Annotated in this window: 22 protein-coding genes; 10 read left to right on the top strand and 12 right to left on the bottom strand. The window is 41.4% G+C overall.

Annotation, left to right across the window (positions count from 1 at the left end):
- Window positions 1–733 (top strand): ExeA family protein (locus tag ACWI_RS16275; RefSeq protein ID WP_070372507.1); only part of this gene is annotated, 733 nt, incomplete at its 5' end.
- Window positions 734–808: 75 nt separating this feature from the next.
- On the opposite strand, the gene ACWI_RS16280 is transcribed toward ACWI_RS16275, so the two are convergent.
- From ACWI_RS16280 to ACWI_RS16295, 4 genes are all read right to left on the bottom strand, one after another.
- A complete protein-coding gene (locus ACWI_RS16280; protein ID WP_070372508.1) occupies window positions 809–1,195 on the bottom strand; it encodes a hypothetical protein in 387 nt (128 codons plus the stop codon).
- The gene (locus ACWI_RS16285) at window positions 1,196–1,651 is read right to left on the bottom strand and encodes a MarR family winged helix-turn-helix transcriptional regulator (RefSeq protein ID WP_070372509.1); all 456 of its coding nucleotides are present in this window, start codon (window positions 1,649–1,651) and stop codon (window positions 1,196–1,198) included.
- Between the two features lie 13 nt (window positions 1,652–1,664).
- Window positions 1,665–2,597 carry a 4Fe-4S binding protein gene (locus ACWI_RS16290; protein ID WP_070372510.1) on the bottom strand — a complete coding sequence of 311 codons (933 nt, stop codon included), beginning with the start codon at window positions 2,595–2,597 and terminating at the stop codon, window positions 1,665–1,667.
- A 191-nt stretch (window positions 2,598–2,788) separates the two neighbouring features.
- The gene (locus ACWI_RS16295; RefSeq protein ID WP_070372511.1) at window positions 2,789–3,355 is read right to left on the bottom strand and encodes a TetR/AcrR family transcriptional regulator; all 567 of its coding nucleotides are present in this window, start codon (window positions 3,353–3,355) and stop codon (window positions 2,789–2,791) included.
- Between the two features lie 118 nt (window positions 3,356–3,473).
- Between ACWI_RS16295 and ACWI_RS16300 the strand changes: the two genes are divergently transcribed.
- Genes ACWI_RS16300 through ACWI_RS16305 form a run of 3 tightly spaced genes read left to right on the top strand, consistent with a single transcriptional unit; the run spans window position 3,474 to window position 5,944 of the window.
- Entirely contained in the window at window positions 3,474–4,442 is a 969-nt protein-coding gene (locus ACWI_RS16300) for a glycosyltransferase (protein ID WP_242871639.1), read from the top strand.
- A complete protein-coding gene (locus tag ACWI_RS19430; protein ID WP_242871640.1) occupies window positions 4,396–4,695 on the top strand; it encodes a glycosyltransferase in 300 nt (99 codons plus the stop codon). The genes ACWI_RS16300 and ACWI_RS19430 overlap by 47 nt, the downstream gene beginning before the upstream one ends.
- Before the next feature lie 4 nt (window positions 4,696–4,699).
- Entirely contained in the window at window positions 4,700–5,944 is a 1,245-nt protein-coding gene (locus tag ACWI_RS16305; RefSeq protein ID WP_070372512.1) for an MFS transporter, read from the top strand.
- Window positions 5,945–6,277: 333 nt separating this feature from the next.
- On the opposite strand, the gene ACWI_RS16310 is transcribed toward ACWI_RS16305, so the two are convergent.
- Window positions 6,278–7,255: a Fic family protein gene (locus ACWI_RS16310; protein WP_070372513.1), complete on the bottom strand. Its 978-nt coding sequence runs from the start codon at window positions 7,253–7,255 to the stop codon at window positions 6,278–6,280.
- Between the two features lie 686 nt (window positions 7,256–7,941).
- Window positions 7,942–8,508: a TetR/AcrR family transcriptional regulator gene (locus ACWI_RS16315; RefSeq protein WP_070372514.1), complete on the bottom strand. Its 567-nt coding sequence runs from the start codon at window positions 8,506–8,508 to the stop codon at window positions 7,942–7,944.
- A gap of 118 nt (window positions 8,509–8,626) precedes the next feature.
- Between ACWI_RS16315 and ACWI_RS16320 the strand changes: the two genes are divergently transcribed.
- The gene (locus ACWI_RS16320) at window positions 8,627–9,862 is read left to right on the top strand and encodes a glycosyltransferase (RefSeq protein ID WP_070372515.1); all 1,236 of its coding nucleotides are present in this window, start codon (window positions 8,627–8,629) and stop codon (window positions 9,860–9,862) included.
- Between the two features lie 406 nt (window positions 9,863–10,268).
- Complete coding sequence (locus ACWI_RS16325) at window positions 10,269–10,754, top strand: pyridoxamine 5'-phosphate oxidase family protein (protein ID WP_070372516.1); 486 nt, start codon at window positions 10,269–10,271, stop codon at window positions 10,752–10,754.
- A 275-nt stretch (window positions 10,755–11,029) separates the two neighbouring features.
- On the opposite strand, the gene ACWI_RS16330 is transcribed toward ACWI_RS16325, so the two are convergent.
- From ACWI_RS16330 to ACWI_RS16340, 4 genes are all read right to left on the bottom strand, one after another.
- Complete coding sequence (locus ACWI_RS16330) at window positions 11,030–12,265, bottom strand: IS256 family transposase (RefSeq protein ID WP_070372517.1); 1,236 nt, start codon at window positions 12,263–12,265, stop codon at window positions 11,030–11,032.
- Window positions 12,266–12,421: 156 nt separating this feature from the next.
- A complete protein-coding gene (locus ACWI_RS18650) occupies window positions 12,422–12,568 on the bottom strand; it encodes a hypothetical protein (RefSeq protein WP_423230215.1) in 147 nt (48 codons plus the stop codon).
- Window positions 12,569–12,588: 20 nt separating this feature from the next.
- A complete protein-coding gene (locus ACWI_RS16335; RefSeq protein ID WP_070372518.1) occupies window positions 12,589–14,550 on the bottom strand; it encodes an oxidoreductase in 1,962 nt (653 codons plus the stop codon).
- 191 nt (window positions 14,551–14,741) lie between these two features.
- A complete protein-coding gene (locus tag ACWI_RS16340; protein WP_070372519.1) occupies window positions 14,742–15,950 on the bottom strand; it encodes a PucR family transcriptional regulator in 1,209 nt (402 codons plus the stop codon).
- Window positions 15,951–16,136: 186 nt separating this feature from the next.
- Here ACWI_RS16340 and ACWI_RS16345 point away from each other — a divergent pair, with 186 nt between their 5' ends.
- From ACWI_RS16345 to ACWI_RS16355, 3 genes are all read left to right on the top strand, one after another.
- Window positions 16,137–16,409: a hypothetical protein gene (locus ACWI_RS16345; RefSeq protein ID WP_070372520.1), complete on the top strand. Its 273-nt coding sequence runs from the start codon at window positions 16,137–16,139 to the stop codon at window positions 16,407–16,409.
- 254 nt (window positions 16,410–16,663) lie between these two features.
- On the top strand, window positions 16,664–17,995 hold the full coding sequence (locus tag ACWI_RS16350; protein ID WP_070372521.1) for an aminomethyltransferase family protein: 1,332 nt from the start codon (window positions 16,664–16,666) through the stop codon (window positions 17,993–17,995).
- Between the two features lie 34 nt (window positions 17,996–18,029).
- Window positions 18,030–18,512 (top strand): hypothetical protein, encoded by a 483-nt coding sequence (locus ACWI_RS16355; protein ID WP_070372522.1) that lies wholly within the window; start codon window positions 18,030–18,032, stop codon window positions 18,510–18,512.
- Window positions 18,513–18,597: 85 nt separating this feature from the next.
- On the opposite strand, the gene ACWI_RS16360 is transcribed toward ACWI_RS16355, so the two are convergent.
- Complete coding sequence (locus ACWI_RS16360) at window positions 18,598–20,148, bottom strand: PucR family transcriptional regulator (protein ID WP_070372523.1); 1,551 nt, start codon at window positions 20,146–20,148, stop codon at window positions 18,598–18,600.
- A 175-nt stretch (window positions 20,149–20,323) separates the two neighbouring features.
- Between ACWI_RS16360 and ACWI_RS16365 the strand changes: the two genes are divergently transcribed.
- A complete protein-coding gene (locus ACWI_RS16365; protein ID WP_175440969.1) occupies window positions 20,324–21,655 on the top strand; it encodes an aminomethyltransferase family protein in 1,332 nt (443 codons plus the stop codon).
- Window positions 21,656–21,719: 64 nt separating this feature from the next.
- Here the strand turns inward: ACWI_RS16365 and ACWI_RS16370 are convergent, their stop codons facing one another.
- Entirely contained in the window at window positions 21,720–24,104 is a 2,385-nt protein-coding gene (locus ACWI_RS16370; protein ID WP_242871641.1) for a methyl-accepting chemotaxis protein, read from the bottom strand.
- Window positions 24,105–24,109 lie beyond the last annotated feature (5 nt).

The following is a 24,109-nucleotide window of genomic DNA, read 5'->3' on the forward strand; positions in this document are numbered from 1 at the left end:
TCAATCGGAAGCTTACAGGGAAGTTCTGGCCCGATTGGATTATCTCAAAACCACCAGAGGTTTCGGTCTGATTACTGGCGATCCCGGGGTTGGTAAAACATCGACCCTACGAGTCTTTGCCGACAGTCTGAATCCGTCATTATATAAGGTCATGTATTTTCCGATGTCTTCCGGAACCACCATGGATTTTTACCGGGGGCTGGCCTTTTCCCTTGGGGAACAGCCGAGATTCCGCAAAGTGGAGCTGTTCTTTCAGATTCAGAACGCCATTACCGATCTTTATGATAAGCGCCGCATCACGCCGGTTTTTATCCTCGATGAAATGCAGTCGGCTTCCGCTCAGTTTCTTCACGATCTGAGCATTATTTTTAACTTTGACATGGATAAACGCAATCCTTTTATTCTGATTCTCACCGGTTTACCGACGCTGGGCAACCGGCTGGGTTTAAATCAGAATCGTTCCCTCGATCAGCGACTGGTGACCCGATTTCATTTCTCGCCGCTGACACCGGATGAGGTCCGGGACTATATCAGACACCGGTTCAAGCATGCCGGTGTTTCACGGAATCTGATCAACGAGAACGCCTATGAAGCCATTTCGTCATCCACTGGCGGTTATCCGCGACTGGTCGGTAATCTGGTTACCCAGTGTCTGATTCTTGCCTTTCAGAAGCAAACCGACCTTATCGATGAAGAGATTGTTTTTGCCGCTTCTACAGAAGCTGGGATTTAACGCCTGACGGCGTTATTTCCTTTTTTTCTGGAGAAATAAAGCGTGATTATGTGATTAAAAACTGGCATTATATTTTCAACTCACCATATTTTTCACACTCTTTCGCACATTTCGATCCGTTTTATTGTGATTAAACCAGTCCGAAATAATGTGAAAATTTACAATACCCGAAATACCCAGCCCTTGCGCAACTGCTTCTATTTCTGCCAATCCTTCTGCCGACAGCGTTTTATTTGATGTGTAGGGATTTCGCTTAATCGATTTTACCGCTTTGGCTAATTCACGCAGTGATCCAAGCAAATATTTAGCATACGACGGCATCGTTTTTATTCGTGAGGATAAACTACCATATTTGATTGTAATCTCGGGTACTGATAGTCCTTCTTTTAATTGCGGATTGCCATACCAGACCGTATCGATGGGTCTGATATGTTTATATTCTCTAGGCATCGGAAATTTCATCTAATCAACTCCAATCTCGTACTGAGGATTAGCCCCCAACTGCTCTGAATTCTGATATAATCGAAAAAGATGCTCATATAAGGCCGCTTTGCCTGCTTCGGTAAAACCGTCAAAAAGGACTTTTTCCGCTTCTGCTCTGATTTTAAGCAAATCATTGACAATCAATTCGCCCTTTCCGGTAATGTAACACCGGGTGTTTCGTTTGTCCACATCATCGGAGACTCTGCGGATAAAACCATCATCTTCAAGAATTTTCAAAGCCTTGGTCACGCTGGCTTTACCAACCGATTTTAGCCTGGCTAATTCATTCTGATTAATGCCGGGGCTGCCGTAGATCAGTAGAAAATACTCAAACTGACCCTGCCGGATCCCAAACTTTTCAATCATACCGCCAATATAATTATTGGTATTTGCCGTAATAGTGCGAATCATCTTTCCAAAATCCATGGCTTCCATATTTGCACCTTCCTTATCTTTTTTTCAAATAGGCAGATTTTATTTGATCGTAATTACCAACTGTAAATGGGCACTCTCCGATGCAAACACCGCAACCATAATTTACAAAACCGCGAGAGCACTTGTCATAATCAACCCGGGTTGGATTAAAACCATCGCAGATCACTGGTTCTTTATAAATCGCCTCTGTCGGACAGTTTCGAATACACTTTCCACATTTTTGACAGAATTCGTTGACCCACGTTAAGTCTCTTGGATTCGAGACGATATACTCATCGAGATTTTCAATATTGGTGTAAACCACTGAGAGACGTTGGCAGGCACCATTTTTTCTGGTGATCGCCATACTATGTCGACCAACGATTCCGATTCCCGCCCACTGGGCCGCCATTGAGTAGTCTAGCTGGCCTCCTATCGAGTGGTTTGGACTGGCACCAAATCCATTTTTTTGAAGAAAACCAGCAACACTGTTAGCAATATCTCCAGTTTTTACATACACTTTTGCTACTTCCACCTGACAAACGATACTTGGCGCTGTTTTAAAGGCATCGGGATCCATTGCAGATGAAAAAACGAGCGCATACTGATGGGGAACACCACAGCCCTTAAATAATTGTTCGGGCATCACTTCAAAATATCCGTATTCATCAACTTGTAACTTTTGCAGCAGTTTTTCCAGTTCATTGAAAACTGCTGCTGTGATCCGACTATTTAAACCTTCATGATCTTTCTTAATTAATTTTACTGTTGTTTGAATTGTCTGAGGTAATCGATATATCTTTGTTATGTTCTTTAAAAGATACCTGATATCTTTGTTTATGAATTTAATCCGTTCACCCTCAACGTAAGGTCGTTTTGTTGGTGATTGTGCTGAGGAGAACACCCGACCTCGTTCATTCAACGCAGTAGTTTGCGGTTTTACTATTTTATTCAGACTTAGCCCCATCTGGTGACCTCCTGTAAAATAACACATCATTTTAATTAGTTTACCGGTAAACTGTTTGGCCAGATTATATATCACAATAGTATGCCAGTCAACTAATATTTTTGTTATTTTAGAAACCGTTCCTCATTTTTTTCCCACAGGGACCGCCTATATAAATGAGTATAAAATATCCTGAAACAGATCTTTGCCTTTTATAACGCCGGCAATTGTCTGGTGACGCCTTGTTCCGTTAGTTTTCTGATCAATTCATGCAATTGATCAGAAGGCAGTTTATCAGTCTGCCGGTACCAGTAACTCATCATACCAATCATCGCCGATAGGGTATATTCGATAACATAGTCCAATTCTTTTTGATTAACCGTCGGTTTATTGGCGAATTCCTGGATTATTATTGGTTTAATAGCATTTTTGAGTTTGCTTGCAAAAGCCGGGTCACCACCGTCGCCAAGCAACACGGCATAGTATTTGCTGTTTTTTTCATATAGCTCAAGAAACGTGTTCGTAGGCATGCCGCACATGTCCGAACCGATTGTAATTGGTGGCAGCTCGTCCAGGCTGGGGATTAATGAATTTTCAATATGTTCCAGAACATCATAAACGTCTTTAAAATATTCGTAAAATGTCCCCCGGTTATAGCCGGCTTTATTGGTAATATCTTTGATGGTAATTTTTTCAATTCTCATGTCACAGTATAGGGACCAAAACGCATCGATGAGATTCTGTTTTGTCTGTGTCGTAATCGCTGTCCGTCTATTCATCTTCATCCTCCATTTCAAATCCGACAAATGCAACCACATTGTTGGTTGATCCTCTGGCCGCCGGGATTTATAATTGAATCATACAACAGGATGTTGGATGATTCAAGGAGGAACGACTATGATTACAATTCTTTGTTCGGGATCTCGGGGGGATTTTCAGCCCTATATTGCTCTTGCCCAGGAACTGCAAAAGTTGGGAAAAACCGTGCGGATTACCGGCGGTAAAAGTTTTGAAGACTTTATCAAAAGCTACGGCATCGATTTTTATCCACTATCGGCTGATTATCAGTCCGCCGAGATTGAACCTAAATTGCTTCAGGATGCCCAATCATCGGATAATCCCCTTAAAATGATCTTGACCTTTAACAAAATGAAAAAATATGTGATTGGCCTAACCGCCGAAATGTTTGCGGCTTGTCAGGGCAGTGAACTGATTGTTTACCATCCAGGCTGTTCGATTGGTTATTTTGCCGGCGCCAAGTTGGGTATCCCGACGATCCTGGCGGCACCCTTTCCGATGCACAAAACCACCGAAGTGGCTTCACTGATCGCCTACGGTAAAACCATCATGCCCAAAGCAGTAAGTTACAAGCTCTTGCAGGGGATGCTGTGGATGGCTGGAAAGACTGGCATTAAAGCCTTTTTCAAAAAAGAATATGGCAAACTCCCCGATGATCTTGCCAGCCCCTTTGAAAAAATCGATCACACCCATCCGGCCATCATCTCCTGCAGTAATTTTGTCTTTCCCCGTCCCCAGGACTGGAACGCCGATATCCATCAGAATGGCTATTGGTTTGTGACCGAAAAAGATGATTATACCCCCGCCAAAGAATTGGCGGACTTCCTGGCAGCGGGTGAAAAGCCGCTATATTTCGGCTTTGGCAGCGTTTTTGACAGCAACCACCAGGTCGAGACGGTCGCCATCATTATCGAAGCCCTTCGGCGAACCGGTAAGCGCGGGATCATCTCTGGTATGGGTGCGATTGACAACCTGCCGAAAAACCTGCTGGCGATTGACAGTGTTCCCCACAGTTGGCTGTTTGAGCGGATTTCCCTGGTTTGTCATCATGGTCGCCGCTGGTTTTAAAGCCGGTATCCCAAGTGTCATCGTGCCATTTTCCAATGACCAATTTGCCTGGGCTCACCGATCCTATGACCTGGGAGTTGGCGCAAAGCCGATTTACCGTAAGCATTTAAACGCTGATAAGCTGGCGGCAGCAATTCAATATGCCCTAACCGATCCGATTATCACGAATGCCCGAAAGCTCGGCCACAATATTGGGACTGAAAATGGTGCCTGGGCAGGTGCGAAAATAATAGCAGATTATCTGGTGCGGTAGATTTATGAAAAAAATGTCTACTTGGAGAAAAACCTTTTTCACCATTTATCTTGGTCAGGCCTTTTCCCTTTTAAGTTCCAGTGCCGTACAGTTTTCAATGATCTGGTGGATCACGATGGAAACCGGTTCGGCCCTGGCATTAACGATCGCAAGTGTTGTCGGATTATTGCCTCAGGCGATAATCGGTCCTTTTGCTGGTGTCTGGATTGACCGATTTAATCGTAAAAAAATAATGATTATTGCTGATGCTGCTGTTGCCCTTTCCAGTTTATTTTTATGCGTGTTATTTTTACTTGGCTACCAATCGCTCTCATTTGTTTATGTTGTTTTATTGATCAGGGCCTTGGGTGAGACTTTTCATAAGCCTGCTATGCAAACCCTTATTCCTCAGCTTGTTCCTTCTGCTGAACTTACAAAAGCTGGTGGCTTCGGACAAATGATCAACTCCGCTTGTTCGATGATCGGGCCCATGCTCGGTGCCTTATTGATGAGCGTTACAACCCTACCCTATACGATGCTAATTGATGTAATTGGGGCAATTTTGGCCATTTTAACCTTATCACTGGTCCACGTTTCCACCCCCCCAATTAATCTTAACAGTAAGTTAACCGTTATTGAAGATATGAAGCAGGGTATCCTGACGATTAAATCGAACAAGGCCTTGTTGCGACTTTCGATTCCAGTGCTGATATCAACGATTATTTTTGTACCTTTAGGAACTTTGCTGCCGCTTATGGTCAAGGGTTATTTTAATGGTACGGCATGGCATAATGGGATCGTTCAAACCTTATTTTCCAGTGGCATGCTGATTGCTGCGATGATTATCGGTTTAACTGGTGGTCTCCAGCGACAATTTTTAATGATCGCACTTTCCATGGGTTTGCTCGGTTTATGCTCCTTTATTAGCGGTTTTTTACCAGCAACTTGGTTCTGGGTTTTCTGTATCGCTGTATTTATTATGGGGACAACCAGTATGGGTTTCAACATTCCCTTCACCGCCTATATCCAAAGAACGGTTCCTTCAGAAAACTTGGGTAAGGTCATTTCGCTTGTTACCAGTATTATGAGTTTTGCAGCTCCTGTTGGGATGTTTATTGCCGGACCTGTATCTGAACTGCTTGGTGTAAGCAATTGGATGATTCTTGCCGGTATTTTAATGGTATTTGTAAGCTTGTCATGTTATCTTTTGACACGTGAATTTGATATCCCTTTGATCAAGGAATCCGCTGCTTGTGGAGAAAACAAATAATCACCATGCAGCTGGTGATTATTTTAAATCATATTAGCAGATCAGTGCCTGATACGAATTTATAAACTTATTCAACGCACTAAACAACCTCTTTGTAAAAATCATCAATACTATACAAACTCTTAAATACAGTAACAAAGCCATTTCTACTCAAAACAGAAAAAAGCCACCTCATCACAAGGTGGCCTTTATTGTACCTTTTCTAATAATTAATGACTACTAAATCTTTCATACAATACTTTAAAATCCCAAAGTTCAATATTAATTTATACAAATGGCTAATTTCAATTTTAATAACATTAATATTTATTTTTTACAAAGTACAATTTTATCTTACGTTTTTTTATATTTTTGCTTGCTGCTATTGGGTTTATCTGGAATTGTCATTTCAATCAGCCCTTTTTCCATTGCCGGCAATAAATAGTTATCTCTAAAGGTTTGTCGATGTTTTAAACCTAATAATTCCATCAATTCTTTTGTCGAATAAGCGTTGTCACCGATCACATTTAATAATCTTTCGACTTGTTCGGTTACTTGATCGGTTACTTGTCCGGTATTTGAAACATCTTGTAGCGCATCATAAATTGCTTCCAATAGAAATTCAACAAACTGACCTGAATCTGCTCGATGATCACATTCTCCAAGTACTTTGTAATACTCATCCTGACGTTCCCTAATAAGCGTTTCGATAGGCAGCCAACCGAATAGTGGTTTCCACTTATAAAGTAGTAAAGTTTGCCACATTCGCCCCATTCGTCCATTTCCATCGGCAAACGGGTGAATAAACTCAAATTCGTAATGGAAAACACAACTTTTAATTAGCGGATGCACTTCTGCTTCTTTAGCCCAGCTAAACAGATCTTGTATCAAATGCGGAACATGATTAGCCGGTGGAGCCATATGAACCAAATGATCTCCTGCAAATATACCGACACCACCGTTTCTAAAAATTCCGGATTCTTTTGATAAATCATTCATTAAAATTCTATGAGCTTGCAATAAAGCATTAATTGAAAATGGATTCATTTTTAAAAGTATATTATATGCTTCAAAAGCATTTTTAACTTCACATATTTCGTCTGGCGCACCGAGAATCCTTCTTCCATTAATAATGTCTGTTACTTGATCCAAAGATAATGAGTTGTTCTCAATTGCTAAAGAAGCATGGATAGTTCGAATTCGATTATCTCTTCTAAGTCTTGGATTGCTGTCCATGTTATCAGCAATTGTAATATGCGTAATTATTTCCGTTATCTTTGAAACTAAATTAACGGTTTTATCTGTTATCGTATACGGCGGAATATAATCCATTTGTTTGTTTTTCCTCATAAATATTATTTTTAAAACACTTGTCTATTATTATACCGTACAAGTTGAAATTGTCTATGAAAATTTCAAAATAAAATATTATTATAGGACAGACTTATAAAGTTACTTTTAGTAGAAAAGACCATACCGAACCCCTGTTCGCAAAATATCATTTACATTCAATAATATTTATATAACATAATAACTTAATTAAAAAAACAGCTGATTATCACTAATCAGCTGTTAAGTAAATTGCATTTAATTTAACAATGGTGGAGGTGATCCGTACCGGTTTGAGGTGACAATTTGTATTGAAGATTATCATCATAATTAATCTTCATATAAGCAAATACATTGCAGATTCACGCTGCTAACCTCAGCATCATCGGAATTACGTAACCGAAGCACCCATTTTAACAACAGAATATTCAGAATTTTCTGTTATTACTCATAAATTATCGTTATTGATTTCAGAAGCAATATCCTTATCGTTTAGTTATCATTACCTTTCATGAGAGCACCAATATTAGCTTTTGCAAAATCTTCAAATATCCGAGGGTTTTTTCCGATTATTTGAAAAATTCATTGGTGATTGATTTATCCGTACCGAGCCTGGACATGATATACAACATGACCGTAACATTGAGCATTTGCGCGACCGTCATACCATCTTGGCAGATCATGGCCTTTTAAAACGCTGGCAATTGTCTGGTGATGCCTTGTTCCGTTAATTTTTTGATCAATTCATGTAATTGATCAGAAGGCAGTTTATCAGTCTGCCGGTACCAGTAACTCATCATACCAATCATCGCCGATAGGGTATATTCGACAACATAGTCCAATTCCTGTAGATTAACCGTTGGTTTATTGGCGAATTCCTGGATTATTATTGGTTTAATTGCATTTTTTAGTTTGCTTGCAAAAGCCGGGTCGCCACCGTCGCCAAGTAACACGGCATAGTATTTGCTGTTCTTTTCATAAAGCTCAAGAAACGTGTTCGTCGGCATGCCTCGCATTTCCGAACCGATTGTAATTGGTGGCAGCTCGTCCAGGCTGGGGATTAAAGAATCTTCAATATGTTCCAGAACATCATAAACGTCTTTAAAATATTCGTAAAATGTCCCCCGGTTATAGCCGGCTTTATTGGTAATATCTTTGATGGTAATTTTTTCAATTCTCATGTCACAGTATAGGGACCAAAACGCATCGATGAGATTCTGTTTTGTCTGTGTCGTAATCGCTGTCCGTCTATTCATCTTCATCCTCCATTTCAAATCCGACAAATGCAACCACATTGTTGGTTGATCCTCTGGCCGCCGGGATTTATAATTGAATCATACAACAGGATGTTGGATGATTCAAGGAGGAACGACTATGATTACAATTCTTTGTTCGGGATCTCGGGGGGATTTTCAGCCCTATATTGCTCTTGCCCAGGAACTGCAAAAGTTGGGAAAAACCGTGCGGATTACCGGCGGTAAAAGTTTTGAAGACTTTATCAAAAGCTACGGCATCGATTTTTATCCACTATCGGCTGATTATCAGTCCGCCGAGATTGAACCTAAATTGCTTCAGGATGCCCAATCATCGGATAATCCCCTTAAAATGATCTTGACCTTTAACAAAATGAAAAAATATGTGATTGGCCTAACCGCCGAAATGTTTGCGGCTTGTCAGGGCAGTGAACTGATTGTTTACCATCCAGGCTGTTCGATTGGTTATTTTGCCGGCGCCAAGTTGGGTATCCCGACGATCCTGGCGGCGCCCTTTCCGATGCACAAAACCACCGAAGTGGCTTCACTGATCGCCTACGGTAAAAACATCATGCCCAAAGCAGTAAGTTACAAGCTCTTGCAGGGGATGCTGTGGATGGCAGGAAAGACCGGCATTAAAACCTTTTTCAAAAAAGAATATGGCAAACTCCCCGAGGATTTTGGCAGCCCTTTTGAAAAAATAGATCACGCCCATCCGGCCATTATCTCCTGCAGTAATTTTGTCTTTCCCCGGCCCCAGGACTGGAACGCCGATATCCATCAGAATGGCTATTGGTTTGTGACCGAAACGGATGATTATACCCCCGCCAAAGAATTGGCGGACTTGCTGGCAGCGGGTGAAAAACCGCTATATTTCGGCTTTGGCAGCGTTTTTGACAGCAACCAGCAGGTCGAGACGGTCGCCATCATTATCGAAGCCCTTCGACAAACCGGCAAGCGCGGGATCATCTCTGGTATGGGGACGATTGACAACTTGCCGAAAAACCTGCTGGCGATTAACAATATCCCCCACAGCTGGCTGTTTGAGCGGGTTTCTCTGGTTTGTCATCATGGTGGTGCCGGCACCACCGCCGCTGGCTTTCAAGCCGGTATCCCAAGCATCATCGTGCCATTTTCCAATGACCAATTTGCCTGGGCTCACCGATCCTATGACCTCGGGGTTGGCGCAAAGCCGATTTACCGTAAGCATTTAACCACTGTCAAGCTGGCGGCAGCGATTCAATATGCCCTAACCGATACGATTATCACGAATGCCCAAAAGCTGGGCCACAATATTGGGACTGAAAATGGTGCCCGGGATGGCGCCCAAATAATAGTGGATTATCTGGAGCGGTAGCTTTATGAAAAAAATCTAGCCTGAGATAAATCATTCTTTTCCCTTTAAGAACTCTGCTCCTGCTGAGACAGTCTTAGAAATTGTGTAATCCCCGTGTTTGATGTAAAATAAATACATTAGTCAGGAGGTTTTTATTTTGGCTAGAAGAAAAGAATCCTCCTGCATTTAAATTATTATGCATAATTTATCTTTAACAAGATGTGACAACTTGTGTGGAAGGGGTTTTTTAGATAAAAAGTGACTCGATATAACTATCAGATCGCTTAATAATCTCTTTTTATTCATTTGTAATGCGGGCGTGCAGTCACCCAATTTTATGAATAACGCAAGTGTTCCAACTACCGAATAGATATTTTATGTTGATATCTATTTATAATTTATTATTCGATGAAAGTGAGAAAAGCTAATGTTTAGAGAAATGAGAAGAGGTAAACAATTATTATCAACTGAAGATACTATCGCAGTAATGAATAGAAACACCAATGGTGTTTTGGCCTGTTTAGGAGATGAAGATTATCCTTACGCTATCCCATTAAGCTACGTCTATTTTAATGACAAAATCTATTTTCATTCAGCAAAAACTGGTCATAAAATTGATGCCATCACAAACAATTCAAAAGTGTCTTTTTCAGTCACCGATGAAGATACGATTATAAGCAAGGAATACACAACTTATTTTCGCAGTGTTATTGCTTTTGGTAAAGCAAGAATTGTGGAAGGTGATGAAAAGTTGGGCGCATTCCTCTCTTTAGTAAAAAAATACTCAGGCGATCAACCCGAAAAATCCCAGCACAAAGAAATAGACGAATGCTTACACGCTTACATTATTGCAATTGACATTGAACACATAACCGGCAAGGAAGCAATTGAATTTGTCAGAGCAAAAAAATAATCATTCCCGAGTTACATGTTGCTATCCATAAGTCTTGATGGTTCACTGCCAGCTTTATGCACTGTTAACCACTAATTCTTAAAAAAACAAAACCAGGGAGCGTTTCAAGTTTTGTGTATTTGCGAAAATTGATATAGAATAGAGTATTTAATTAAGGGGCAAGGGCATTGAAATGACGCTTGCCCCTTACCTGTATTATAATCCGAATTGATTGCATGTCAATAAAAAGCAAGTCTGGATCTAACTCCGGAATGCCCTGATGTGATTATGGGGGATTAATCCAGGCGCTCAGAAAAAAATATTTCCAGCTGGGAGTGAATCTGGCCCCAATCTTTTCTCCGCCCGGTCCACTTTTGGGTGATATCCATGGTGGCCAGATACAGCATTTTAAAGAGACTATCATCGGTTGGGAATACGGTTTTGCTTTTCGTCACTTTTCGGAGCTGTCGGTTGAATCCCTCAATGGAATTGGTTGTATAAATGAGGGTTCGAACTTCCTGCGGATATTTGAAATAGGTCGCGAGTTTCGGCCAGTTGTTTCGCCAGGAATCCGGAATTTTTGGATATTTTTTGCCCCATTTTTCCTCAAATGTAGCCAGTTCACTCAAAGCAGCATCTTCAGTTGGCGCCGTATAAACCCGCTTCAGATCGGCCATGAGTGACCGGATATCTTTATAGGAAACAAACCGGGTGGTATTTCTGATCTGGTGGATGATGCATTGCTGGATTTCAGTTTTAGGGAAGACGGCTTCGATCGCATTGGAAAATCCGGTCAACCCATCCACACAGGCAATCAGAATATCTTCGACACCACGATTTCTTAATCCATTCATGACGGAAAGCCAGAATTTGGCACTTTCATTTTCCCCAATCCATAAACCCAGCACATCCCGGCACCCGTCCATGTTGATCCCGATGGCGATATAAACGGCCTTCTTGATAATCTGGCCTTCGCTTCGCACATGGAAATGAATCGCATCCATAAAAACGACGGCGTAGATTTCTTCCAATGGCCGATTCTGCCATTCTTTGGCAATCGGCAGAATTTTATCCGTCACCCGGCTGATGGTACTATCGGACATCTCGATCCCATAGAGATCTTTAATGTGCGTCTCAATATCGCTGGTGGTCATGCCTTTAGCATACATGGAAATGATTTTTGCTTCAATGTCCTGAGTCAGGGTATTTTTGTGTTTCGGCATCAATTGGGGTTCAAACTCCCCATTCCGGTCTCTGGGAACATCAATTTCCATATCACCCAGACTGGTATGGACTGTTTTCTTCGAATAGCCGTTCCGGCTGTTCTCGGTTTCCTTGTTTCGATAATCATAGCGGGTATAACCCAGTTCGTCATCCAATTCAGCGGTGAGACCGCCTTCCAGCACTTGGCGCATCATTTCCTTCATCAGTTCCTGGATGTCATTTGGATCTTTGATGGGATTTTCGCTTAGAAAACTTTCCACTAATTTCCGACGATTCTTTTCTTCGTTACTTTCGTTTCTTCTTGCCATAATAAAAACCTCCTGGCTAATGTATTTATTCTACATCAACCACGAGGTTTACACAATTTTTGAAACGGTCTCCAAAACCATTCTTACAAAAATAAGAATACAAAAAGATCTGGCAAAAAAACCAGATCTTTTTATATTTCAGAAACGCTAACTTTTTTAAGCAATCAGTTCTTTTGCTTTAACAGCGGCACTGCCAACAACCGTTCCGATGACACCGGTTCCTAAAGAGTTGAATACATCACGAGCCATCACTGGTTTTAAAACTTCCACGCCTTTTGACATCGCTTTGGGGGCAATCAGCATTTCCGGAATCATTTACGTGTTTAAATAATATCCATTGCGGCAAAGTAGCCCTCATGAACCGCTTTTTTTACAACACTCGCTCCGGTGCAATCGCCAATTGCCCTGAATGTTTCCCATTCCTCCCATTCACGAAGTTCTTCCACAATACCAGAATTGGGTAGACTGCCAACCGCATATAAGACGGTATCTGCTTCAACAAAATGTTCTACATTATTCTCGTCTTTATAAATAACGCCATTTTCGAGAATTTTCGCGGTATTTGCACCAAGAATGCTTTGAATCTGATCCTTTTTCTGATCCATATATTCAAGCAGGGTCGGTCGATGTAACATATTCGCATCCTGTGCCAACTGGTTTGTGATTTCTAAAATTGTAACATGCTTCCCGAATTCAGCTAAATGAAGCGCCAATTCACAGCCAATCAGTCCACCACCAATCAGAATGATTTTATCACCCATCTTTTCTGGCTGATAATAGGCCGCTGTCGCATGATATGCCTGATCGATCCCTTCAATATTGGGAACCCGTGGCGTAGCGCCGGCCGCTACAATAATTGCCTGTGGTTGCAGTTCTTCAAGTAAATCTCTGCTCGCCGCTGTATTTAATCTCACATCAATATCACGTTTTAATGTCTGTCGGACAAGGTAGTCGGTATATTTTTTCAAGTCATGCTTATGCGCATCATAATCAGTAAATAGTAGCGCCCCACCTAATTTTTCTTGATTGTCTACCAGGATCACCTGGTGACCCCGGTCACTTGCTGTGATCGCCGCCTGCATTCCGCCCGGGCCACCACCGACTACAAGCACCTTCTTCTTTTCTTCTACCGCTGGTGTATTTAAAAGGTAAGCTTCCTGTCCCGCTGTAGGATTGATATTACATTGGTAAAACCCATCATATAGACCCGCCATACAACAATTACAGCGAATGCAGGGACGAACCTCATCTTCTTTATTCTGCAATATTTTTTTTGGCAGATCACTATCGGCCAGAGTACCTCTTCCAATTGCGACAAAATCGAGAATTCCATCGGCTATCAAGCGTTCCATTTCAGCGGGATCATCATTAGCTCCAACCGCAGAAATCGCCGTTTTAATGCCAGCGTCTTTCAGTATCTTTGCATAAGGCACGTTGATAAAATGCGGCATCAAGGTTGACGTAAAACAATAATGTTCGGAATTATGATAATCCCCGGAAGAAATCTGAATGATATCCACAATACCTTCTAACATTTTGCAAAACGCAATACAGTCCTCGACCGACCATCCGTTTGGTTGATGCTCATCGCCACTGATGCGAATTTCGATTACCACATCATCTCCAATTTTTTCCCGAACTGCTTTCAAAACCTGTAATGGGAATTTGGCTCTGTTTTCAATGGATCCACCATATTCATCTGTTCTGGTATTCCATACCGGTGATAAGAACTGCGCCAGCAGCCACCCATGGCAGCACTGGATCATTACTTCCTGAAAACCGGCGGTCTTTGCACAAAAAGCTGTTTCAGCGAAATCATTTGCGATCCGTTCCATATCATTTTCATCCATGGCTTTCACAGTTGTTCCACTTTCTTTCACAAATGAAACGGGTCCGATGGGTGACCCATGTTCCTGATTGAAGAAGGGTTCCGCAAATAATCCTGCATGGGCCAACTGAATCGAAGGCACTGCGCCATGACGCTTAATTGCGTCAGTGTATTTTATCCAATCCTTGTTTGGCAGAATCATTCGTGAAAAATCAGGGCGAATTAAATCAACATTTGGCCGTCTGATCGCATCCACATTATTCACGGGAGTTTCTCCATAGGTTACACCAGCGGCACCACCTCTGGCCTTTTTTTCGTAAAAAAGCACTGTTTTGAAATCAGGGGCGCCACTGTATTCATCGGGATATGTCATTCCGGTTGGCGTCGTCACAATTCGATTACGAAACGTAATATTTCTAATCGTATACGGGCTGGCTAAGTTTTTATATTTTCTCATTTCTACCTTTCTATTTACAGACTGCTTCTGTTTTTGGCAACGCAGCTACATCTGTTGTTTCATTCATTTTTATGAGTTCGGCATTTTTCCATAAAAAATCCCCTGCTCAAGTAAAATTCTACTGGAGAAGGGGTGTTATGTATACGTTTATTTGCCCATATTTTGATTGTTATTTTGAACATTTTCACAAATTATCTTGCCATTCGTTTCATCCGAAGCGAGAATTGTAAATTAAAACATAAATTTTCATCATCTAAGTCCAAGTCAAAAAAATCCTCGATCCGCTTTAACCGGTAGTAAAGCGTATTTTTATGCATATGTAAGCGATCGGATGCTTTCTGGATATTTCTTCCTGCCTCGAGATATGCTTCAAGGCTATTTTCTAATAATGTTCCATTCTGATTATCGTATTCTTCGATCGTCCTTAGTATTGGCAAACAAAATTTGTTCAAATCATATTCTTTTGAAGCCAATTCCATAAAATGATACAACAGTATTTCCTCATAAAATATTAATGACTTTTCAACATTTAGTTTTTGATATACGCTTTGAATCGCCTGCATCTCCTGAAATGCACTTTTCACATCTAATATGTCTGCAAATCGGGTACTTACACCGATTCGGATTTCATAGTTGCTGAAGATATTTTGAACTTTACTCAAGTAAGATTTGCTGAAATGTTTTTCTGAGATAACCATGATCAAACTTTCATCATATATAATACAGTAACAAAATGGTACCGAAGCTAAGAACGTTTCCCGAAGAAAGAATAATGACAATGTATTATTTTTACTATCATCAATTTTGATGCCAAGCAATCGCATTGATTCAGGGAAATCTAAATGCAGAGCCCGACACCTTTCCCTGATTTCGCTTGTGGAGGCCGTTGCTTCAATAATATCTTTAAAAATCCTAAAATAGGGTATCGTTTGCATTGCTGTACGTTCTTGATATAATAATTCAAACAAAATAGCTTTGCAGACAATCACCAATAAATCCGAATCTTCACTGCTAAATGCTTCCTTTTCGACAATTGTCACTAAGGCAACCACACCGTGCTTATCTCGAACACGACATCCTAAAAACCGAAACTGACTATACGAAAATTCCCCAATAACAGGAGTATCCTCTTCCATCAATTTCTTCATCACCCCTGAATTTTCGGTGATGATACTTTTCTCAGAATTCAGGTAGCCTTGGGGTAATAACTCTTCCCAAATCTCCTTATGCCCATCGATCTGACTCTTAGCTAAAATTTTTCCACTAACATCATATATAAATAATGGATTGTTCATTACTTCTGCTGCTAAATCAGTGAAATGTTGCAGACCTCTTCTATCGATCAATGCATTTAATATTTTATCTTTTCGCTCTGAATATGTTGCTTTTATAACAGCCATCGTATTTTCTCCTACATAAAACCTTTATGTCATTATACCATTGGTTAATTAAGATAACCGTAAAAAAGTATAAATAACCATTTGTATAAAAGTTCAAAATAAAAGTAAATCAATGGAAGAAATCACATATCGAACGTTTCTATTTTAAGTTATGATAATTTCATCTTAGAGAAAGAGGTATATTTAATGAATTCCCAAAACACATTATCATTTGTACCACACATTCCCAACAATGTACCAGAAGTAAAGGTAATGGTCGCACCAGAAGGATTGTGGCATCCGATGACCGATGGTACTTGGCCGCTCCATCCTTTTGCCTATGATAAATGGGAGATAGCGGAATTGAGCTGGCATGATACCTGCTATATCCATGCAGGTTTGAATCCATTTCTGCAATTCGCTGTAAATAGAAACGAAAATTTTGATACGGAAACCATTCCACATCCGATTTTTGATTAATTCGCTTGGTATTTATCCGTGGGTTCTTACGGATGATCTCAATTTGCAGACTGGATCCTGACTTTTTAGAACTTGGAACCGAGATTATGGTTCTCTGAGGAGACCCGGGTTTGCATCAGAAGAAAATTCGTACCAAAGTAGTCCGATTCCCTTGCAATAACGTCTTGCGAAACGAAAGTACCGACGTGTCCACACTGCCAAAAGCAAAATCATGAAAAAAATACAAATCAATTCAAACTCCAGGAGGAATAAAAATGTCTCAAAACCAATATGAAATCGTTCCATCACCTTATATGCCAATCGACTTGCTGAAATATAATGTCCACGTCAGCCCGGAAGGCTGCTGGCGACCAATGTCCAACAATAAATTTCCCGTCTATCCATTTGAATTTACCAATTGGGTTAATGAGGAATTAAGTTGGTATGATAATTGCTATATCCATGCAGGTCTTAATCCTTTCCTTTTTTATACCATAAAGGGGAAAGATGTTCTGCGAATGTACTCCGATTTAAGCATAAGCACCTTTAATAAATTCCCCATTGGCAAAGCAAGACATACCGTTTTGTGTAACGATCAGGGCAAGATCCAGATTGACGGTATCGTTGTCAGAAGATCTGAAGATGAATTTATTACGATGTGTTTGCCGGATCCTAATCTACTTAACCAAATGTCAGGAAATCAGTATGACTTTACATCTGAAGATGTGAGCAGTCAAAATTTCTTCTTCCAGCTTTGCGGTCCGCGATCGTTGGAAATTGTCGAAATGGCCACTAAAGAGGACTTACATGATATTAAATTCATGTTTTCAAGAGACTCATCAATTGCCGGAAAACCGGTTTTTATCCTGAGAACCGGAATGGCCGGAACTTTAGGCTATGAGGTTCATGGTAATGCCGAAGATGCTGTTGCCGTCTACACGGCGATCATGGAAGCCGGCCAGCCCTACGGCATTACCGAACTGGGTCGACACGCCTATCGTAATGCCCATACGGAAGGGAGCATACCCCAAATAGGTACACACTTTCCAAGCACCAACCCACCCTTTCCGGTAAAAATTACCGGCAGTCTAGATCCAAATTCGCAACTTGTTCACCGTAGTCCCATCGATGTGGGTTGGGAAAAAATGATTAATTTCAACCATGACTTCCCTGGAAAAGAGGCCTTAAAGAACGAACTGGAAAATCATCACAATAGTATGGTTACGCTAATTTGGGATCCTGATGATCTGGTTGCAGTAATGAAAACTGTATTTGAAAAAGGAAACCGCTGCGATATCATGGAAATGGTTGAAGATTACGATTATGTGGCCGGTAATAACAGCATTCATATCGACGAAGTATACGATGGAGACAAATTGATTGGCGCAGCCTCTGGTCGAATGCTTTCACCTAAAACCAATGAAATGATCTCACTATGTACGCTTGATCAGGATTATGCTATTGAAAATAAAATTGTCGAAGTGTTATGGGGAACACCCGGTACCAGACAAATGCGAATTAGAGCTAAAGTCTCACTATTCCCCTACATCAAAGAAGACCGTAATGAAAGTTTTGATGTTGAGAATATTCCCCACCCTCAGTTTTAAAGAAATGTTTGAGAGTATTTGAAAGGTATTTTTTATGAAAACAGAAACTAAAATCAATCTATATAACAACCTGTTTAATTCCATTATTTTCGGTGTAGCCTTCACAATCATTGGCGGTTTAATTACAACTGGAACCGTCGACTGGAACAGTTTCCCCATTTCTGCGCTGGTCGGTGTCCTGGCGGGCTTTGTGATCGGTCTCATCATTCCCATCGGTAAGATTGGTGCTGCAGCAGCCAGTAAAGTCTCAAAACCAGGCACCTTTCTATTCAGCCTTGTGATGAATGCCGTGCTTCTTATCCTGATGTTATTGTTTATGTGCCCAGTCCTGACAATTTTTATGGGCAGTGTTCTCATGGGAGCGCCGATATCAGCAGTTCTGCCAAACTCGTATGCGCTTTTTATACCGTTCTTTTTTATCGGTCTCATTCTTCTTACGATTTTAGGCGGTTTTGTTATGAAACTTTCGATGAAATGTGCCGGAATGCCTGCCGAAACTAACCAGGAAGTAGCATAACGATCGATTTTTTATGTGAACAAAAAGGGCTTTTGCAAAATTGCGAATAAGCAATGATGCAAAAGCCCTTTTTTAGATTATGATCTTACTGCAATTGCAGCTTGGTTTTCACAATAAAACAGGAGATCAACAGCATATCAAGATCCTTATCATCAATGGTTTCAAAGTCGATTTCCAGAATCTTCTCAATTGACTGCAGACGATTAACCAGGGTATTACGGTGAATAAACAGTTTATCGGCGGTTTGAGAAATCCGTTTTCCGTTTTGCAGATAAATCCACAAGGTGTGAATGAGTTCCAGTGACCATTGATCCTGATTTTTTACGATTTTCTGGACAATCGGATGACACAGTGAATAAGCATCCTGATCTTTACTTAAAACTTGAACGATATACTCGGCGTAAACTTCCTTAAACGTAAAAAACTGCTGATCCACCGCCTTTTTACGACCCAGCTGCAAAGCCATTTCGGCCTGGTGCATGGCCGCCGACAAAAATTCATAACCGGGTTGTTTTAAACTGACGCTGGCACAAAGTGACAGTTTTGTGAGCTTTGGCAAAATCATCTGAACAATTGTTTCCGGAGACACCATTCCATATTTACAGAGGCAGATCGAAACGATTCGATTGTCTACAAACAAGGTATATGCATGGGGTAGCGCTTCACGAAGATGATTGAGATAAACCAGATGATTGTACTCTGACAACGTTATGTCACTGTTCAGATCAAAAGCAACGCAAAAAAAGGGATCATCCTTATCCCACTTCCGGGCAGCAAAAAAATGCTTGACGAGATCAGGATCGACATACTTTTTCTGAACTAACTGTGAAATGAGATAACAAATGTCATTGTTGACATTCTGAGCTGGCTTGGGCAGCTGCAGTGAAATTTCCAAAAGCTGTTGAATATGGTATACCAGTGAAAGCTGTCCAACCGTAAATTCACTAACCAGATTGGTCATCGCCAGATTGGCAAAAGGAACCTGATTCTGAACGAGGGTCGCACAAATAATGCGCTGCTGATAAGTCTCGTCTAAAGGTGGGACCAAGACGGGTTTTCGCTCTTTAATGGTTAAATCCGATAGATTACGGTATTGTTGCGGAATGTTTTCTACCGCTCCATAGCCTTTGTAGAGCACGGATTCCCAAATCGGATCGTTAAACTGGTCCGGAAAATTTCCTGATTTGGCAATCATAATAAAGGATATATCCAGTAAGGCAATGGGATTATTTAATACCTTGGCCGAAAGATCCAGCAATTGTTGAATGGGCTGCCGATTCAAAATCGCCTGGGTCAATGCTTCATGCCACCGATTGAAATCATCGAAAATGTCCTGCACTTTTTCAAAAACATCCCAAAGCTGCTCTTTTTTCGCCATCACGATAACGTTCCAGGAATGGTTGATTTTCAACTCTGCATCATCGTCACTCAAAATAATCAAAGACAGCTTTTCATGTTGCCAATAGGCTTCCGACATCTGATGATCGGTCAGATAAAGGTATTGATCCTCACACTGACTGGGATCATCTGGTAGCAACCGGACATTTACCAGTTCCATCTCAATGCTGCTGTCGGTGATTATTTTTGTTTTTTCAATGGCTAATGCATCGCCAATAATGTGAAGATTCAATTTCATCTGACTTTCACCTCAAACTCTGAATTTGATAAAGTGCACAACGGAAAAAATAATTATCTACATTATTGCACAGTGCTTCGTAAAATACAATTTGTTATGATATACCTAATCATCGAAATGCGCATTTTCGAAAATGTTTACAATAAAAAATTTGTTATGTTTTGGAGGTACAAAAATGAAGTTTAATTTTGACAGTGCGATTATGGAAGGTGCTTTCACCTTCTGGAAAGACTTTGGCGGAAACATTCTACCTTATGAATTTACTGGCCCCAGGGACGAATTTATGGCCACCCGCACCACGGCTTCTTTAGGCGTGTTTCTGAACAGCAGCCCCATTTATGATATTTCGGGTAAAGATGCTGAGAAATTTCTCAATAAAGTCTGTGTCAATCGTGATTTCAACTTGATGAAGCCAGGCGGCTCACGACATGGCCTGATCTGTAATGATAAGGGACAACTTTTAGCCAGCGGCGTCATTCTTAAAAAAGAAAATGGTGACTATCGCACCTATTGGTTAGCTCCGGCAATCCAATATTTTCTGATAACAAGTGGTCTGGATGTAAAAGGTGAATACTTGAATGATGAATATTTTTATCAACTTGACGGTCCAAAATCGCTGGAAATTCTCGAAGAAGCAACCCAAACCGATTTACATGATCTTAAATTTGGACAAAACAAGAAAGTAAAAATTTGTGGCACTGACATGATTGTCTATCGCCTTGGCATGACCGGTGCTTTAGCATACGAAGTACACGGTGCTGCGAAAGATGCCGAAACGGCTTACAAAAAACTCCGTGAAGTGCTGTTTAAATTTGGTGGAAAACTTCAGGGCGCCCGTAATTATGTTCAGATTCAACATACCCCAGCCGGCTACCCCAATCAATTCCAACATTTCTGGTATCCATTTCAGTCAAGTGGTGCTGGCCTGGCAGAATTTGCCGAAAAAATTGGTGGCCTGAATGCGCCCTTTGCAGGCAGTGCCTCCGATAACCCCGAAAACTTCTACTCCACCCCCTATGATTTAGGCTGGGAAAAACTGATCAGTTTTGACAAGGACGATTTTATCGGAAAAACGGCATTGGCGGAAATTTCCCAAAAACCATCACGTACCATGGTGACTTTAGAATGGAATGCGGATGATGTGGCCGATGTCTTTGCCTCCCAGTTTAGAGGAACTGACGTTGAACCCTGTGAACAGATCGAGCATATTTCCGGCCTGTCTGATGCTTCTCAAGGGGCAGCGATTCGTGGCGATTATGTTTTAGTTGATGGCAAAAAAATCGGTGTCGCCACCGGAAAAACCTACTCATTCTATGAACAGCGGATGATCTCACTGGCCTCAATCGATCAAAAATATGCCAAAGAAGGTACTGATGTGGTTGTCCTTTGGGGTTCTCCCGGTACACCGCAAAAAGAAATACGGGCGAAAGTTGCACGTTTCCCCTATTTTAATGCCGAGTTCCGCAACGAGACATTTGATGTTGAAAAAATTCCCCGAAAATACTAATTCTTAGCTCATAAGCAACACCCCTGTTCTTCTTATTATGAGGAACAGGGGTGCTTTTTTCTTCTTAGTATTTGTCTGTTTCAGACGTATCCAGAATAATAGCCGGTACACGCTGTCGCTGCTCTAAATTTTGGGGCATTGGACTGCCCTCAACTTTTCCCGATTCTATACCACTCTCTTGCAGATCCTTCAGCTTAAAGGCTCCAATCATGTGTTTAAGCATTTCTGCCTGCCCGGATAGTTCTTCACTGGCTGCGGCACTTTGTTCGGCAGTGGCAGAATTGGTTTGTACCACCTGGGAGACCTGTTCAATTCCCTGAGTGATTTCGGCAATCGCCGATGCCTGCTCATTGGAACCCTTGGCAATTTCACTGACAATTCCGGTGACTTCCTCAATTTTTTCGAGAATCGTCTGTAAGCTGACGGCCGTTTCATCGGCAATGGTGTTCCCCACTTCTACCTTTTTAATGGAACCTTCGATTAGACCGGTGGTTTCCTTTGCGGCTTCAGCGCTACGGGCAGCGAGGGTGCGCACCTCTTCAGCTACTACTGCAAACCCTTTGCCCTGCTGACCGGCTCTGGCGGCTTCGACCGCTGCATTGAGCGCAAGGATATTGGTCTGAAAAGCTATGTCGTCAATAACTTTAATAATTTTTGAAATGTTCTTTGATGAAGTGTTAATCTCGTCCATCGCTGACATCATTTTTTTCATCTGCCTATTCCCAATCTGAGCGTTTTCCTGGACTTCAACGGTTAGCTCTCTGGCCTGATTGGCACTGATGGCATTCTTTTTCGTCTCGGCTGCCACTTCTTCTATGGACGCTGTCAGTTCCTCAATGGCACTGGCCTGTTCGGTTGCCCCTTGAGACAATGCCTGACCACCACTGGAAATCTGCTGGGCACCATTTTCGACTTGTTTTGAAGCCACATTAATTTCTGAAAGCGTACTGCTGAGTTGAGTCGTGATATCATTTAGAGCTTTTTTAATTTCGAAAAAATCACCGTGATAGTCGGATGTAATTTCATGGTTCAAATCACCCTTTTGCATGTTGTTTAAAATCATCGTGATTTCACCAACAACCCGGTTCAAAAATTGCGTCGTTTTGTTGAGGGCTGTTTTGATTGCTGCGTGATCTCCGGCGTAATCCCCTGTCATCACTGCCTGCAGATTTCCTTTTGACAGTGCTGTCATCACTTCAGAGGCTTCATTGATCGGGGCGATAACGGCGTCCAGGGTCTGATTAAAACCGTTGACGACTTTGGCATAACCACCTTTAAAACAATCCGGATCACCGCGTTTGCTTAAATCACCGGCAACCGCACTTTGTGTCATTTTTCTGGTTTCTTCAACCAGCCGCTGAATTATCTCGATCATCTCGATCAGACTCGGTGTCAAGGTATCTGCATCGCTGAGTTTTCCTATCTCCTTCAATTTGTCAAGATAAGTAAATTCACCCTGCGCGATAGAATCAACCACCATAATAATTTGATTAAACTGATCTACCGCGCGATTGATGGATTCAGAAATTGATCCATAAAGCCCACTATAATTTCCGGCAATTTTTCTGGAAAAATCATTTCGATCAATGTGATCAAGTACCTCATTGCCTGCAACGAGTGCGCCCAGTCCATCAATGCAAGCGTTAATGCTGTCTTTTAGAACATTGAAATCGCCATTGTAAGTTTCTGTGATTTTTTCAGGAATTTCACCGGAACCAATCTGATTGATGTAACGACTGGCATTTCGAAGCGGTTGAATAAGTCCGTCCATAATCAGATTGAGCCCTGAAACAAAATCCTGATAGGAACCAGCTAAAACATTCGGATCACCCTTGTAATTAAAATGCCCATGAAAAGCAACTTCATATCCAGCCTTTTCTATTTCCTTATAAAGAAGATTCAGTTCCCCTACCAAATCAATCAGTGCATAGGCCATCCGGTCCTGTTGCGAACTCGGTTTGATTTCAACAGTCAGATCTCCTTTAGCCAAGGCTTCAGCCGCTTCAACCAACTGTCGTCGACTTTCGATCATCATCGTAAACGATGTCATCATTTGACCGATTTCATCTTCAGATCTGATTTTCAAATCATTGAATAACTGCTCATCAAATTCAATTTCGCCATCATTCATACGAGCGAACGCCTCGTTTAACCGGATGACGGGTTTCGTCAAGATTCTACCCCAAATAATTGCCAACGGTACACTGATTACAACGATTGCCAACGCAACCAGACCGACTGTCAGTCCCAGGGAATGCAAAGCCTGTGTCAGATTATCGTGTGGGAGCGTCGTCATTAGCACCTTTCTGGCTGAAAGATAAGCACCCATCACAGTAATCGCAACGCCAATGGCCGAGAAGACAATCACCAGCAACGCTATTTTTCCAGCCAGGCTCGATTTATAGATTCTCTGGTCACTTCTACTGTATTTTGTATTGATATCATTCATTTTCA

It is taken from the genome of Acetobacterium wieringae (assembly GCF_001766835.1).
In the GTDB taxonomy this organism is placed as follows: domain Bacteria; phylum Bacillota; class Clostridia; order Eubacteriales; family Eubacteriaceae; genus Acetobacterium; species Acetobacterium wieringae.

Coding starts and splice junctions, on each gene's coding strand:
- ACWI_RS16285 (WP_070372509.1), bottom strand. CDS start 1,651: ATGGAAGCCATGGATTTTGGAAAGATGATTCGCACTATTACGGCAAAT.
- ACWI_RS16320 (WP_070372515.1), top strand. CDS start 8,627: ATGATTACAATTCTTTGTTCGGGATCTCGGGGGGATTTTCAGCCCTAT.
- ACWI_RS16310 (WP_070372513.1), bottom strand. CDS start 7,255: ATGGATTATATTCCGCCGTATACGATAACAGATAAAACCGTTAATTTA.
- ACWI_RS16335 (WP_070372518.1), bottom strand. CDS start 14,550: ATGAGAAAATATAAAAACTTAGCCAGCCCGTATACGATTAGAAATATT.
- ACWI_RS16315 (WP_070372514.1), bottom strand. CDS start 8,508: ATGAATAGACGGACAGCGATTACGACACAGACAAAACAGAATCTCATC.
- ACWI_RS16300 (WP_242871639.1), top strand. CDS start 3,474: ATGATTACAATTCTTTGTTCGGGATCTCGGGGGGATTTTCAGCCCTAT.
- ACWI_RS16365 (WP_175440969.1), top strand. CDS start 20,324: ATGAAGTTTAATTTTGACAGTGCGATTATGGAAGGTGCTTTCACCTTC.
- ACWI_RS16305 (WP_070372512.1), top strand. CDS start 4,700: ATGAAAAAAATGTCTACTTGGAGAAAAACCTTTTTCACCATTTATCTT.
- ACWI_RS16280 (WP_070372508.1), bottom strand. CDS start 1,195: ATGAAATTTCCGATGCCTAGAGAATATAAACATATCAGACCCATCGAT.
- ACWI_RS16355 (WP_070372522.1), top strand. CDS start 18,030: ATGAAAACAGAAACTAAAATCAATCTATATAACAACCTGTTTAATTCC.
- ACWI_RS16330 (WP_070372517.1), bottom strand. CDS start 12,265: ATGGCAAGAAGAAACGAAAGTAACGAAGAAAAGAATCGTCGGAAATTA.
- ACWI_RS16350 (WP_070372521.1), top strand. CDS start 16,664: ATGTCTCAAAACCAATATGAAATCGTTCCATCACCTTATATGCCAATC.
- ACWI_RS16345 (WP_070372520.1), top strand. CDS start 16,137: ATGAATTCCCAAAACACATTATCATTTGTACCACACATTCCCAACAAT.
- ACWI_RS16325 (WP_070372516.1), top strand. CDS start 10,269: ATGTTTAGAGAAATGAGAAGAGGTAAACAATTATTATCAACTGAAGAT.
- ACWI_RS16360 (WP_070372523.1), bottom strand. CDS start 20,148: ATGAAATTGAATCTTCACATTATTGGCGATGCATTAGCCATTGAAAAA.
- ACWI_RS16295 (WP_070372511.1), bottom strand. CDS start 3,355: ATGAATAGACGGACAGCGATTACGACACAGACAAAACAGAATCTCATC.
- ACWI_RS16290 (WP_070372510.1), bottom strand. CDS start 2,597: ATGGGGCTAAGTCTGAATAAAATAGTAAAACCGCAAACTACTGCGTTG.
- ACWI_RS16340 (WP_070372519.1), bottom strand. CDS start 15,950: ATGGCTGTTATAAAAGCAACATATTCAGAGCGAAAAGATAAAATATTA.
- ACWI_RS18650 (WP_423230215.1), bottom strand. CDS start 12,568: ATGCTGATTGCCCCCAAAGCGATGTCAAAAGGCGTGGAAGTTTTAAAA.
- ACWI_RS16370 (WP_242871641.1), bottom strand. CDS start 24,104: ATGAATGATATCAATACAAAATACAGTAGAAGTGACCAGAGAATCTAT.